Raw genomic sequence first — 12,749 nt, forward strand, 5'->3', positions numbered from 1 at the left:
ATACCCAATGCCTAATTCAAAATCCTTGCTTCTGACTTCGGAATTATGGCTTCTGGGTTGGTTTTTGCTACCTGAGCGCGCGATCGCGGTTTCCCTGTGGCGATCGCATAATTAATCGCTAACAACCACAGCCATAATCCCGGATTCCGGGGTTCCAGCCAAAAACCTACCCGATTTAAGAAGCGTCCAAACCAAGGACTCAGCAAAGCGCTAACCAGGGCATGACGACCGAAGTTGAAATAACTACCAAGCCATCTGAGTAAATCCCTTGGCCCAGCAAGTTGCCAAATCCATAAAAGCAAGGCGGGATTTTTGCTAGCTGCTTTCAGTGCTAGGCGGTTAAAGGTTAACCAATCACACCGATCTTTGATGAAGTTATCTGCCACTTCTACGGGTTCGTCTGCTAACAGCCCAAAAAAGGTGTTGAGCATCGAGTTAATTCGTTGGGGTGGTAAGAATTTCCCTGTGGGTACCATCATCCCTTTGGAAAATAGCCAAGTTACTGAAACGTTGCTTTGGTAGGCGCGAATTTGGTTCAAATGTCGGAAACTCAACAAATCATGTTTGAGAGCAGTATCCAACAGCATTGTCAAGCGCTCTAAGTTGCGAACTAAAGAACCAAAACCGGTGAAGACGAGGGGAGACTGGAGTGATGCAGCATCACCGATCGCAATCAATCGATCAAAGGCAACTGTGCGATCGCTACTTCCCACACTAAAATGCCCCGGTATATACCCAAATGTCGGCTTCTTCCACACCAATTTGTCCATATCGCATCGGCGATACTCTGGCAAAATCGTGAAAAAGTCCTCGTACATCTCTAGCAAGGAACCGGGATTTTCAGCATTAACTTCATGGTAATGAAATAAATAAATCGTCAGTTCATCATTTGCTCCCGGAAACAATTCCCAAATCAACTGCCTTCCCCGTGAAATATCCCCATGACTGTAAAGAACGTCTCCATATTGGGAATCCCATACCCCCGGCTCAAATCCGCTCTCAATTGCCGCTCCCACTGTCGGACATACACTATCAAAAGCCCGACCACCATTTAATTGCCAAGCGATGGGCGATGCAGTTCCCATTGCATCTATTAGTAGTCGTCCACTTACTTGCTTCTCGCTTTGACTGGGTAAGTGCTTGACTTTCAAAAGTACTTGTGATATATCAATATCTGCACGGATAAACTCTGTTTCATCCCAGATTTCACCGCCTGCCGCTTGCAGTTTTTGTCCACACATTTGGAGCCATTTTTCGGAATCTAAACCCAAATTTAGGACTGTGGGTGTGTGGAGGACGGGCGATCGCAGTTTGGCTGGATTATTAGCATCAAAAAACTTATTGAATCCGTCTTTGTATTCCCTGGCAATGATAGTTTCTAACTCAGTGGGGGTAACTAAACCCAGGTTAACCAAGCTTTGAATCTCATCGCGGGAAATATTCCATTCTCGGTTCATCCGCCCAAAGGGCATTCGTTCCACTAGCAGAACTTTATATCCGAGTTTTGCCATCAGTGCCGCATGAATCGCGCCTAGTGCGCCACCGATATAGATGATGTCGTACTGAGTATGGGGCATAGGGCATGGGGCATTGGTTGTTTCCCCCCTGCTCCCCTGCGAAAACAGAATTTGACGCGGCTGCTGCGGATTCCGTACCCCTTCGCGCCATCGTTGTTCCCACCAATAGGCACGCGTTAGGTCATATTCACCGTTGGGCATTTTCTGAAAATATTTGACGGTGAGGGGGTAAACAGAGCCTAGCGCTGCAAAAATCGATTGTTGGGATAAATCAATCGCTGGCGGTTCTGGGTAATCATGCGGAAAACGGCTTCTGATTTCTTTGGTCAGGCGTTGCAGAATTTGTCCCTCACTGGGAAAGGGTTGTTCTGCCCAACGAAACACTTTTAGATAGGTAGTTCGTTGCACCGACCAGACAAATACTGAAAGTTCCGCAGGCAAGTTTTCGGCAATAGTCCCAGTAGCAGTTGTAGTTGCAGTGGGTATTTTGAGGCGAAAGCCTTCGGAGGTAAGCACTTTTTCTCCATTTCCGGGTTCAAAATCTGTTTGTAACCAGCTACGCACAGTTGCTATATCCGAAGTTGGAACTTCTAAATAAAGGATTTCTCTCATCTTTTCCTGACATCTCCCATCAATCTACTCACTAAGACAGATTTTATGAAGGCACAAAGTAAGGTAAACTCCGCCCTATTAGTTTCGTAAAGATTCAGTGAAGAAATTTTAAGAGTTTGTGAAAGTTATTGTTCATTTTGTATTTCTGTAAACCTACGCCATGAATTATCCCATTCCAGAGAGTCCCCAGGAAATTGTTGCCCTGCGACAAAAGCCGATTGATGAAGAACTAGTTGCCAGTGCGATCGCTGGAGTTATTAAAATTGTCCGCGCTCAGGGTCAATCTTTGGAAGAATTAACCGCTCAGTTGCTAGCAGATGATCCACTGCTGGATCAGCAACAACGTCGCTGGTTGAGCCAATTAGTTGCCCAATCCTGGGAAAAGTTCTCCTAAAACCTTGTATAGGATGAAGTTATTGTCGCAGCATTAGATTTTGAGGTCTGCACCTAAATATTGGATTGGCGATGCCCTTCTCTACGAGAGGCTACGCCAACGGCAAGCTCAGGGTAAGACCTGCGGCGGGCTGCGCCTACGCATTTTAGGTATAAAATTAACAATAATTGTCAGTATGGGGTTGGCTATTGGGTTGCTATTTTTGCATTCACGGCATAAAAGCCACTAAATTAACCATATCAGTACTAGGCACTAGTCAGGAAAAAAGCAAAAGGTAAAAGTAATGACTTTTACCAATTTTGAAGATTTAACTAAAGAGCAACTACCAAGCAGGGCGAATGGAAGCCTAAGCTAAATCCCCGTCACAAAACGTAATTGCGTTAGCGTCACGCTTTCTCGTGTCCGCGAACGTGAGAAATCGAATGGCAACCCAATCTTCAGCCAACCGCGACTCAGGATACTGCCTGAGAGAAGCACGGCATGACCTCTCAAGTTATGGTCAACCAAAAAATTCACGGCCGAGATTCAAACTTGGCTTTTGCGGCTTGAAGTTTTGCTCGAACGGCTTCTTGACCAGGTTTTGGTGGTTGGGTTGCAAGTCGGGCAATGAGATCACGATTTTTTTCTTCGTAGTATTGCCGAAGCTTTTCAGCTTCCTTGAGAACCATTTGATACTCGGCTTCAACGGTGGCGCGATTTGCCTCAATGTAAGCTAAAGCAGCCATAATTTGTTCCTGTGTAAGTTCAAACAATCCCTGGATAAACTTAGGCGGATATTGAGACATCACATAGTCCATCACGTCATAGAGGGTGATGGGCGTACCTCCGATCGTTAATCCTCGCTCTGTACGGATGATGGTTGCTTGCCCATTGGATGCTGGAGTCATACCTTCAGCCTGCTGAAACTTGTCTCCATCGTACCTCATAGAAAAAAATCGCCATAATATCTATCTATATTTGGTTATTGTTACACAGAATTTTTCCGTATATTTAGGCTAAATAAAGCAAATATACGGGATTTTAAGGCGATCGCCTCCCATCTCAACGAAAAGCGTAAAATTCCATGACAGTACATAGTGATTTTTGTCAAGCAGAAGCTTTCAAAGCCGCTTCTGTTTGGGATTGCAACAACAAACCGTATTCCAAGCCCTCGACCACAGCTTGATAGGAAGCCACCAAAATATTGGTAGAAACTCCTACCGTCGTCCAGCGTTGACGACCATTACCTGATTCAACCAACACACGGGTTTTCGCCGCAGTACCCGTATGTCCGTTGAGAATCCGCACTTTGTAATCTGTCAAATCAAAGGTTGCTATTTGGGGATAAAAGTTCACCAAAGCCTTGCGTAAAGCTGCATCCAAAGCTGCCACGGGTCCGTTACCTTCCGCCGCCTCCAAAATATTTTTCCCCTCAACAGCAACTTTGACTGTAGCTAGGGCGTTGCTAATTTCTTTCCCCTCAATCAAGTCACAGTGGACTTGAAAACCTTTGACTTCAAAAAACTGCTGGCGATCTCCCAAAGCTTCGTGCATCAACAATACAAAACTTGCCTCTGCTGCTTCAAATTGAAATCCTTCACTCTCTAAATCTTTGAGGCGCTGGAGAATTTCCCTCGCTTCTGCCTTTTGTTGATCGAGTTCAATGCCAAAACTGCGGGCTTTGGCTAAAACATTGCTGAGTCCAGACTGTTCCGAAATCACGATGCGGCGAGAATTCCCGACTTGTTCCGGCTGAATGTGTTCGTAAGTTAGGGGATTACGTTCCACAGCTGATACATGAATACCGCCCTTGTGGGCAAAAGCCGAACGTCCCACAAAAGCGGCGTGTTCATCCGGCGCAAGATTGACTACCTCACTCACAAAACGACTAGCTTCTGTAAGTTGTGTGAGCTGGTCTTCTGTGATACAACTGTAACCCGCCTTCAGTTGTAAATTGGGAATTAACGAACAGAGGTTAGCATTTCCGCAACGTTCACCGTAACCGTTAATTGTCCCCTGTACCATTTTTGCCCCTGCCATCACGGCGGCTATTGCGTTAGCAACCGCCATTTCCGAATCGTTATGAGTATGAATTCCGATTTGGGGCATTGGGGATTGGGCATTGGGCATTGGCGATCGGGTAGATTCTTTGCCCATGCCCCATGCCCCATGCCCCATGCCCCATTCCCCAGTCACCCTTACCACATCTTGCACAATTTGGCTAATTTCGTGAGGTAAAGTCCCACCATTGGTATCACAGAGAACTAGCCATTCGGCACCAGATGCGATCGCCGCCTCTAATGTCTGTAAAGCATAATCTCGATTGTGCTTATAGCCATCAAACCAATGTTCGGCATCGTAGATAATCCGACGACCTTGAGAACGGAGATACTCAATTGTGTCGCAAATCATCGCCAAATTTTCTTCTAATGTCGTTTTGAGTCCGGTTGTAACGTGTAAATCCCAAGACTTGCCAAAAATCGTTACCCAGCGAGTTCCCGCAGCCAAAATATCCTGTAGCATCGGTTCAGTTGCGGCAGTGGTATTGGGGCGTCGAGTCGAACAGAAAGCCACAATTTCAGCTTGTTTGAGCGGATTTTCTTGGAGTTGCCAGAAAAATTGTACATCCTTGGGATTGGCACCAGGCCAACCGCCTTCAATGAAGGGAATTCCCAGTTGATCGAGTCTCCTGGCAATGCGTAACTTATCTTCTATAGATACTGATAGCCCCTCGCGCTGAGTGCCATCCCGTAGTGTAGTGTCATAGAGCCAAAGTTGAGATGAGGAATTTGTGGTCATAAAACTGGGACCGAATATACAACTTTCGAGGCAATGTGTCAATATACAATAAAATGCCAGTTTGGCAATTTAAAAATGCCTAAGATACTAGCTCAAGGTAAAACAATTGAGTGCGGACAGGGAAGCAATCTCGGAAAACTTTTGCTGCAAAATGGTATTCACCTCTACAATGACGGTGCTAAGGTAATAATCTTTCGCGGCATTGGCAGTTGCGCTACCTGTACGGTTAAGGTAGAGAAACTAGGACAGTAGATATTAAACACGGATGGCTAAACCGTGTCTGGGCGCGGAGGGTTCTGGAGCCGACTCCACCCGATGAAACGTCAAATAAAGGAAGGATGTCTAAGGATGTCAAGAGTTTATCTAGCAGGGCAAAGTATTAGCAGCGAATTGGCGTGATCGAGCACGGCGTTCGCTTCCTCCCCATTCTCCTACAATAGACCTACGTTTAGCCTGTCAAACTCCGGTTTTAGGCGATGTGGAAGTGACAAAGTTGGATGGATTTTGGGGATAAGGTTCTCGAATAGTGTGGACACCAAAAGGTTAAAAAGGAGTAAGACAAGATGGGTAGATGGACACCCTTAATTTTAATGGCTGGAGGTTTAGCCATTCTGCTTGGTACATTACTAGGCATCAACTTTCCAATGGGCGTACAAAGTGCTAACAATCCCGGTGACAAAAAATCAGAAGTACTGCCAGCTAATATCAATGTTAATAGCAGTGCTGGCAGCAAAAATGATGAAACTGCAACTGAAGGAAATGAAACAAGCCAAACAAACCAAACCAGACGCAGTATTGTAGCCCCAAGACTTGACAAGAAGAGTAGCGTTGCCCAGAATCCTACGGATGACTCAACATCACCTGCTGACAGTACAACAGACGGCAATACAGATACTTCAGGAACAAACACGCCATCCAATGATCCAAATCAAGGCAACGAACCAATTCGCGCCTTGTGGTAACGATCGCTCCGTCCTTAGTTACGAGTTATAAGTTATAAGTTATGAATTATGAGTTATTAGTTATGTACTAATAACTAATGACCAATGACTAATACTTCGGCTTCTCTACAAGACGCTAGGCGAACGCTCAGTACAAGTGACTAATGACTAACGAGACTGTAATTATTGGTGGCGGTGTTATTGGTTTAGCGATCGCCATTGAACTAAAACTGCGCGGGACAGACGTCACCGTGCTTTGTCGTCACTTCCAGGGTGCCGCTACCCACGCCGCCGCCGGGATGTTGGCACCAGATGCGGAAAAGATCCCGAATGGGGCAATGCGTTCATTGTGTTGGCGATCGCGGGCTTTATATCCCGACTGGACGCGCAAATTAGAAGACCTGACTGGCTTAAATACTGGCTACCGAGCTTGCGGTATCCTCGCACCCGTTTTTGAAGAAGCAACCGGAGCAGAGGAGCAAAGGAGCAGAGGGGAAAGTCTTTCCCCCTCATCTCCGGCTTACTGGTTCAATAAAGAGGCAATTCATCAAAATCAACCAGGATTGGGAGCAGAAGTAGTTGGTGGTTGGTGGTATCCTGAAGACGCACGAGTTGATAATAAGGCTCTAGCTCACGTATTGTGGGCGGCGGCTGAGTCTGTTGGTGTTGAACTCAAAGACGGCATTACAGTAGAAGCATTTTTACAGCAGCAAGGACAAGTGGTTGGCGTGCAAACCAATGCTGGAATAATTCGCGCCGCGCACTATGTTTTAGCTTCAGGTGCTTGGTCAAATGAATTATTGCCACTACCTGTGCTACCCAGAAAAGGACAAATGCTGAGTGTGCGGATACCGGAATTTGTGCCAGAATTGCCTTTAAAGCGGGTTTTATTCGGACAAGATATTTACATCGTACCAAGACGCGATCGCCTGATTATTGGGGCAACAAGCGAAGACGTTGGCTTCATCCCCGACAACACCCCAGAAGGTATTCAAACATTACTACAAGCTGCCATCCGCCTATATCCTCAATTAAAGCATTATCCCATCCAGGAATTTTGGTGGGGATTTCGCCCAGCCACTCCCGATGAATTACCCATCCTTGGCACTAGCCACTGTCAAAATTTAACCCTTGCTACTGGTCATTACCGCAACGGAATTCTACTTGCACCCGTAACAGCCACATTGATTGCCGATTTCATCTTAGAACAAAAGTCTGACCCCCTACTTGCTGATTTTCACTATTCGCGTTTCCAGTCCCAGCCATCTACCTCCACCGCAATGCTGACTCACTCTGCCAATTTCTCCAACGGGCATCAGCCTGCTATATCCCCACTGCCATTCGACTACGTTCACGGTAAGCCTACTCCCCACTCCCCACTGATTATCGCTGGCAAAACCTTCCAATCCCGCTTGATGACAGGAACCGGGAAGTATCGCAGCATTGAGGAAATGCAACAAAGTATTGCCGCCAGTGATTGCCAGATTGTCACCGTAGCAGTACGACGGGTACAAACCAAAGCTCCCGGACATGAAGGTTTAGCTGAAGCCTTGGATTGGACGAAAATTTGGATGTTACCCAATACCGCAGGTTGTCAAACTGCTGAAGAGGCAATTCGGGTGGCGCGTTTGGGGCGAGAAATGGCGAAATTGTTAGGGCAGGAAGATAATAATTTTGTCAAGTTAGAAGTCATACCTGACCTTAAGTATTTACTCCCAGACCCGATTGGGACGCTGCAAGCAGCAGAACAACTAGTTAAAGAGGGTTTTGCAGTGTTGCCCTATATCAACGCTGACCCCATGTTAGCCAAGCGCTTAGAAGATGTCGGTTGTGCGACAGTAATGCCTTTGGCATCGCCAATTGGATCAGGACAAGGGCTGAAAACAACTGCTAACATCCAAATTATTATCGAAAATGCAGGTGTGCCGGTGGTAGTAGATGCCGGTATTGGTTCACCCTCAGAAGCTGCCCAGGCAATGGAATTGGGAGCAGATGCCTTGTTAATTAATAGTGCGATCGCTCTTTCTCCAAACCCAGCAGCAATGGCTCGTGCCATGAATTTGGCAACAGTCGCCGGTCGTCTAGCATACCTTGCTGGCAGGATGCCCATCAAAGATTACGCCAGTCCTAGTTCTCCTCTGACTGGGACGATTACTAGTTAGGAAATGGGGCAATGCCCAATGCCCAATTCTCAATGCCCAATGCCCAATGCCCAATAATGTAAAGATTTGTCTAGCAGTTTCAGAGCGGATTTAGTACTTATGTAACATAAAATGAACGACAAAGATAAAGGAATTAATTCATGCCCTATACCAATGAAGAAGGCGGCCTTTTGAATAATTTTGCCCGGGAACCAAAGATTTATCAAGCAGAACCTCCCACGGAAGGGCAAAAACGAACTTATGTTTTTTTAGGAATCGCCGGTACAGCTTTGGTTGGGGGCTTGATTATAGTCGCCTTCTTTGTTTCTAAAATTAGTTGAGCATAAAATATCTTAATAAAATTTCATCTTTTATAGTTTAGTTTTTCAGGTTCCGATTTTAAGAGGGGCCTGCTTTTTTATTTTTTGCTAAAATTGAGTTAGCGATTAAAGTATAATTATATACTTTTTTATTTTTGACCTGAAGGCTCAATTTATCCTGAGCCGTATAATATCCACTTAAAAATCATTTTCATTATGAGTTTAACCCACTTGGATGCGCCCAGAAAGGTGATACATACTGTGTTTTGGCTCTTAAGCCACCATGAGCGTGAATGAGACTGCACACAACGATAATTTTACTTGGAATCGGCAAGTATACCACCGTCTAAAACTTGCCCTAAGTCTTGGCTTACGACGACAACTTTTTTTAGCGGTATGTGATGATTTACACTTAAGAAACCAAGTAGCGGCGCGTTTGCATTCTACATTGGCTTATCCTGTTGGACAAGTGCTATATCAGTCATCAAATTCCCAGGAAAATAGCACTCCAGCTTATCCGCGATTAGTGACGTTGCGTTTGCATTTAAACGATCCCAATCCCATCGTTCAGATAAATCAATGGTTGGCTAATTATCCACCGCCAATTGTTGGGGCATCAAAAGATACCCTAGGAAGACCTTTTCCCATCCCAGCATTTCAGATTGTCGGCGTTGAGCAGCTAACCAAGCAACCAGTTGCGACACAACGGCTATTTTTGCACTATCTCCGCTTAAGCGAACAATATTTCTCTCCACAAGAATCCAGCCGATTTTTAGAATCTAACTTGCTGTTGTGGATACCGCGTCCTTGGTTATCTGCTATCAAGCAATCAGCACCACAGTTTTGGCGTTGTCGGACTGGCGTATTTGTATTTGCTGGAGAACCCACACCAGCGACTCAGAATTCTGGCTATCGAGAACGTTTTTCACGTTCTGGAAGCTTGGATTTAGAGAATGTTGAGCAGTCGATTCTAGATGAATCAGTTAATCAAGCAGAACTCAGAACCGCAGCCAGCGAGTTAAATTTTCAGAATAATTCCGATTTTCCGGCAGAAACACAAGTACACAAAACCCAAGAAGCTTCGCCGTCAACAGGGGATTTATTGAAGACTGTACCACAACAGCAGGAATCTACTAATAGGTCTGGTAGTGGGAATAATAATCAATCGCTGGCTTCTTTATCTCATATTAGTAGCGAGTTAACGGAGCTAGTAATCGCAACAATTAACACAAATATTGCTCAAAATACTGAGAATTACTTACAATCGCAGCAGACTTTGCTGGAGATTGAAGAATTACATTCACAGCAAGTTCCAGGGGAGGTACTGGCAGAAGCTTATCATCGCTTGGGCAACTTATACCGCCTTCGCATTGAGCAAGGAGAGTCAACCCTAGAAAACCTGATGGTGGCAATTATTGCCTATCAGGAGGCAATTAGCTATGACGAAACCTCACCACAACTCCCAGATATCTTGAATGATTTGGGTACACTCTACTGGATGTTATACCGCACACCACCCAATTCTGAGGAGGGACTAACTTATATAGAGCAGGCAATAGAATTTTATCAGTTGGCGTTAAAGATGATTTCGCCTCAGACACATTCGGAAACTTACGCTCGTGTGCAAAATAATTTGGGGACGGCTTATGGTGATTTAGCTCGTTTTTCTCACCCATCTGAAAATTGGCAGCAAGCAATTTTAGCTTACAGTGAGGCACTTAGCTACCGTACAGCCGATATGGACTCATTAAAGTATGCGGCTTGCCAGAATAATTTGGGTACTGCTTACTGGCATCTAGGGCAATATAATCAACCGATTGTGCATTTCAAGAAAGCGATCGCAGCTTACAATGAAGCACTTGTACACTACAACCCCGAAGAGGAACCGCTCAAATATGGCATGATTCAAAATAACATTGGCACTGCCTATTGGAATCTGGCACAATACGAACAACCTGCTCAAAATCTCCAGCTAGCTATAGATGTCTACAGCGAAGCTCTTAAATATCGCACTCCAGCTAATGTTCCCAGTGCCTGCGCCGCTACACAAAATAATCTGGGTACTGCTTACTGGCATCTAGCAAACCTATCTCAGACAACTAAAGAGGCACGCGAAAAGTATCTGCAACTATGTATCAGCGCTTACGAAGAAGGTATAGCTTTGGCTCACTCACTTAGCGGGACTTCTTTAAGTTTTGATTTGTTTGCCTCTTATAATAACCTGGGACTGGCACATTATCAGCTAGTAATAGATAAGCCTTTTAATGGCGACAGAGCAACACGTTCTCAACACTTAGAAGTTGCATTAGATAACCATTTGCAAGCCTTAAAGGGATTAAGCAAACAACCAGAAGCTTATCAAACAACCTTCAATTATGTGGTTAAAACTATTCGGGCTTTTCATAATGAATTAGGGATACAAGGACAAAATCTGGCTTTATCTAAAGTCCCTAGTCAGTTGTTGCCAGAGATTTTGTCAAAGTTATAAAGCATAATTTAAAAATACTTGCTCTGTAACTTACAGGGAAAACTTCTCTATTCTTACCGCTTCTTGACAACTTGATATCAACTTGATAATTAATCCGGTAAGCAAGTAATGTAGTGATGTCTACGACGGGCTATGCCTACGCAAATAATGTTTTACAAATAAATATTTTAATCATTCATAAACTTAACTTAATAAATACAAATATTTCATTAAGATATTTTTATATATATAAATTTTTTATAAAAAGTACAATAATATATTGGTGTATTTTCCGTAAATTTACTAACGTAAACTGGATAAATAATTAAGAGAAGTCCCAGGATGAGAATTGAAACCTAAGTTATGAAACTAAGTTTGGTTTTTGCTACTGCTATATCTAGTTTTTTTGTGAGTGCGATCGCAGGATTTGGTTTCTCTGGTCAAGCATATGCTCTAACTTTTTCTGGTATCTCTAGTGCTACATGGGGAGAACCTACTCCAGGAAGTATAGATATCAATCCTATATATACAGGTGTCGGAAGCAACACATTTAATTGGGGTGATCCTAATGTGTGTCCACCCAGTCAAAATCCCCCTAGTGGTTGTACAATAACAGATTCAAATAAACTAACCTTTAATGGAAGTTCATTTTCAACTGATATCAACTCTGTATTCAAAATAGCTGATTTAACTTACTTTAATGGAACGGTATTTGAAGGTACAAACGTTGAATTTGTACCTTTAAATCTCAATATATCCTTCAGCCCTCCCAGTGGAATGAGCGAAGTTTTTGACTTCAAATTGCATCTAGTAAATACACGTAATGAAGCAACAGATGCTGAAAAGAGTACAGACTTTGTATTTATAGACACAAATTTGAGTAATCGCAGTTTCACCTTTGAAGGGAATAAATACACGCTGGAGCTAACTGGCTTCAATCCAGACGTTAGCCAGATAAGTATTAAGGCTCTTGAAGGAGCTACAACTACAACAGCTATTTATGCCAAAATCAAAGCCGTACCTGAACCTGCAACAGTCGCGGGTATATTCCTGGTAGGGATATACTTGATATCTCGGAAAAAATTCGGCCACGTTGATGAAACACAAAGACAGCGTTGATTGCTGCGATCGCATCAAAAATTTGTAGGACTAACCCTTTCAAGGTGACTCGTAAAATCTCTTGAAAATTAAAACCCGCGCTGGCGGGTTTCGTTTTTATGGTTGTGCGACTTCTAATCGTCAAGATATAATTCGAGTTTGGCTAGTTGCGTAGCCATAGCCCGTCTTAGACATCGCGATCGCTTAACCTAGACCGAGGTATCAAAAATTTAATATATGTACCTATAGCAAATTTTGTTAAATCTAGAAATTGAGGGCGACTTTTCTCGTCGATAACTGCAAGTGTGAGAGAACCAATCACCGTAATCAGCATTACAGTAGCTAACACTTCATCTCTAAAAAGAAATTTCTTGGATAACATTTACCGACTCCCAAATCATTTGAATCACTACATCCCTAGCTTTACAGGCGGGTGATTGTTGTAGGCTTAAATACAGGCTTGTGATATGAGTGACTTGTG

11 protein-coding genes and 2 pseudogenes are annotated in these 12,749 nt (G+C 44.0%); 9 read left to right on the top strand and 4 right to left on the bottom strand.

Translation table 11 applies throughout. From position 1 onward, the window contains the following. Positions 1-11: 11 nt before the first annotated feature. Complete coding sequence (locus V7K15_RS26420; RefSeq protein WP_334910394.1) at positions 12-2,129, bottom strand: NAD(P)/FAD-dependent oxidoreductase; 2,118 nt, start codon at positions 2,127-2,129, stop codon at positions 12-14. Between the two features lie 160 nt (positions 2,130-2,289). Here V7K15_RS26420 and V7K15_RS26425 point away from each other — a divergent pair, with 160 nt between their 5' ends. Together V7K15_RS26425 and V7K15_RS26430 are read left to right on the top strand one after the other, a co-directional pair. Then, on the top strand, positions 2,290-2,523 hold the full coding sequence (locus V7K15_RS26425; protein ID WP_334910396.1) for a hypothetical protein: 234 nt from the start codon (positions 2,290-2,292) through the stop codon (positions 2,521-2,523). A 40-nt stretch (positions 2,524-2,563) separates the two neighbouring features. Further along, the gene (locus V7K15_RS26430; protein ID WP_334910398.1) at positions 2,564-2,752 is read left to right on the top strand and encodes a hypothetical protein; all 189 of its coding nucleotides are present in this window, start codon (positions 2,564-2,566) and stop codon (positions 2,750-2,752) included. A 283-nt stretch (positions 2,753-3,035) separates the two neighbouring features. Here V7K15_RS26430 and V7K15_RS26435 read toward each other — a convergent pair whose 3' ends face one another. Beyond that, complete coding sequence (locus V7K15_RS26435) at positions 3,036-3,410, bottom strand: DUF433 domain-containing protein (RefSeq protein WP_334910636.1); 375 nt, start codon at positions 3,408-3,410, stop codon at positions 3,036-3,038. A gap of 199 nt (positions 3,411-3,609) precedes the next feature. Then, the gene (gene cimA / locus V7K15_RS26440; protein WP_334910400.1) at positions 3,610-5,301 is read right to left on the bottom strand and encodes a citramalate synthase; all 1,692 of its coding nucleotides are present in this window, start codon (positions 5,299-5,301) and stop codon (positions 3,610-3,612) included. A gap of 75 nt (positions 5,302-5,376) precedes the next feature. Between cimA and V7K15_RS26445 the strand changes: the two are divergent. From V7K15_RS26445 to V7K15_RS26475, 7 genes and pseudogenes are all read left to right on the top strand, one after another. Beyond that, a pseudogene (locus tag V7K15_RS26445) lies at positions 5,377-5,540 on the top strand (2Fe-2S iron-sulfur cluster-binding protein); the annotation flags it as partial. Positions 5,541-5,671: 131 nt separating this feature from the next. After that, positions 5,672-5,815: pseudogene (locus V7K15_RS26450) on the top strand (2Fe-2S iron-sulfur cluster-binding protein); the annotation flags it as partial. A 49-nt stretch (positions 5,816-5,864) separates the two neighbouring features. Then, positions 5,865-6,263: a hypothetical protein gene (locus V7K15_RS26455; protein WP_334910401.1), complete on the top strand. Its 399-nt coding sequence runs from the start codon at positions 5,865-5,867 to the stop codon at positions 6,261-6,263. A gap of 143 nt (positions 6,264-6,406) precedes the next feature. Next, positions 6,407-8,404 (top strand): glycine oxidase ThiO, encoded by a 1,998-nt coding sequence (thiO, locus tag V7K15_RS26460; protein WP_334910402.1) that lies wholly within the window; start codon positions 6,407-6,409, stop codon positions 8,402-8,404. A 140-nt stretch (positions 8,405-8,544) separates the two neighbouring features. Next, positions 8,545-8,724: a photosystem II assembly protein Psb34 gene (gene psb34 / locus V7K15_RS26465; protein ID WP_334910404.1), complete on the top strand. Its 180-nt coding sequence runs from the start codon at positions 8,545-8,547 to the stop codon at positions 8,722-8,724. A gap of 262 nt (positions 8,725-8,986) precedes the next feature. After that, entirely contained in the window at positions 8,987-11,191 is a 2,205-nt protein-coding gene (locus V7K15_RS26470; protein ID WP_334910406.1) for a tetratricopeptide repeat protein, read from the top strand. 342 nt (positions 11,192-11,533) lie between these two features. Then, positions 11,534-12,289: a choice-of-anchor K domain-containing protein gene (locus tag V7K15_RS26475; protein ID WP_334910408.1), complete on the top strand. Its 756-nt coding sequence runs from the start codon at positions 11,534-11,536 to the stop codon at positions 12,287-12,289. Between the two features lie 166 nt (positions 12,290-12,455). Here the strand turns inward: V7K15_RS26475 and V7K15_RS26480 are convergent, their stop codons facing one another. Continuing rightward, on the bottom strand, positions 12,456-12,650 hold the full coding sequence (locus tag V7K15_RS26480; RefSeq protein ID WP_334910410.1) for a hypothetical protein: 195 nt from the start codon (positions 12,648-12,650) through the stop codon (positions 12,456-12,458). Positions 12,651-12,749: the final 99 nt, after the last annotated feature.

The sequence above is a fragment of the Nostoc sp. genome (assembly GCF_036919815.1).
In the GTDB taxonomy this organism is placed as follows: domain Bacteria; phylum Cyanobacteriota; class Cyanobacteriia; order Cyanobacteriales; family Nostocaceae; genus Nostoc.

Bases quoted from the DNA above. Each gene is read 5' to 3' on its own strand.
- V7K15_RS26420 (WP_334910394.1), bottom strand. From the start codon at position 2,129: ATGAGAGAAATCCTTTATTTAGAAGTTCCAACTTCGGATATAGCAACT.
- V7K15_RS26425 (WP_334910396.1), top strand. From the start codon at position 2,290: ATGAATTATCCCATTCCAGAGAGTCCCCAGGAAATTGTTGCCCTGCGA.
- V7K15_RS26435 (WP_334910636.1), bottom strand. From the start codon at position 3,410: ATGACTCCAGCATCCAATGGGCAAGCAACCATCATCCGTACAGAGCGA.
- cimA (WP_334910400.1), bottom strand. From the start codon at position 5,301: ATGACCACAAATTCCTCATCTCAACTTTGGCTCTATGACACTACACTA.
- V7K15_RS26455 (WP_334910401.1), top strand. From the start codon at position 5,865: ATGGGTAGATGGACACCCTTAATTTTAATGGCTGGAGGTTTAGCCATT.
- thiO (WP_334910402.1), top strand. From the start codon at position 6,407: ATGACTAACGAGACTGTAATTATTGGTGGCGGTGTTATTGGTTTAGCG.
- psb34 (WP_334910404.1), top strand. From the start codon at position 8,545: ATGCCCTATACCAATGAAGAAGGCGGCCTTTTGAATAATTTTGCCCGG.
- V7K15_RS26470 (WP_334910406.1), top strand. From the start codon at position 8,987: ATGAGCGTGAATGAGACTGCACACAACGATAATTTTACTTGGAATCGG.
- V7K15_RS26475 (WP_334910408.1), top strand. From the start codon at position 11,534: ATGAAACTAAGTTTGGTTTTTGCTACTGCTATATCTAGTTTTTTTGTG.
- V7K15_RS26480 (WP_334910410.1), bottom strand. From the start codon at position 12,650: ATGTTATCCAAGAAATTTCTTTTTAGAGATGAAGTGTTAGCTACTGTA.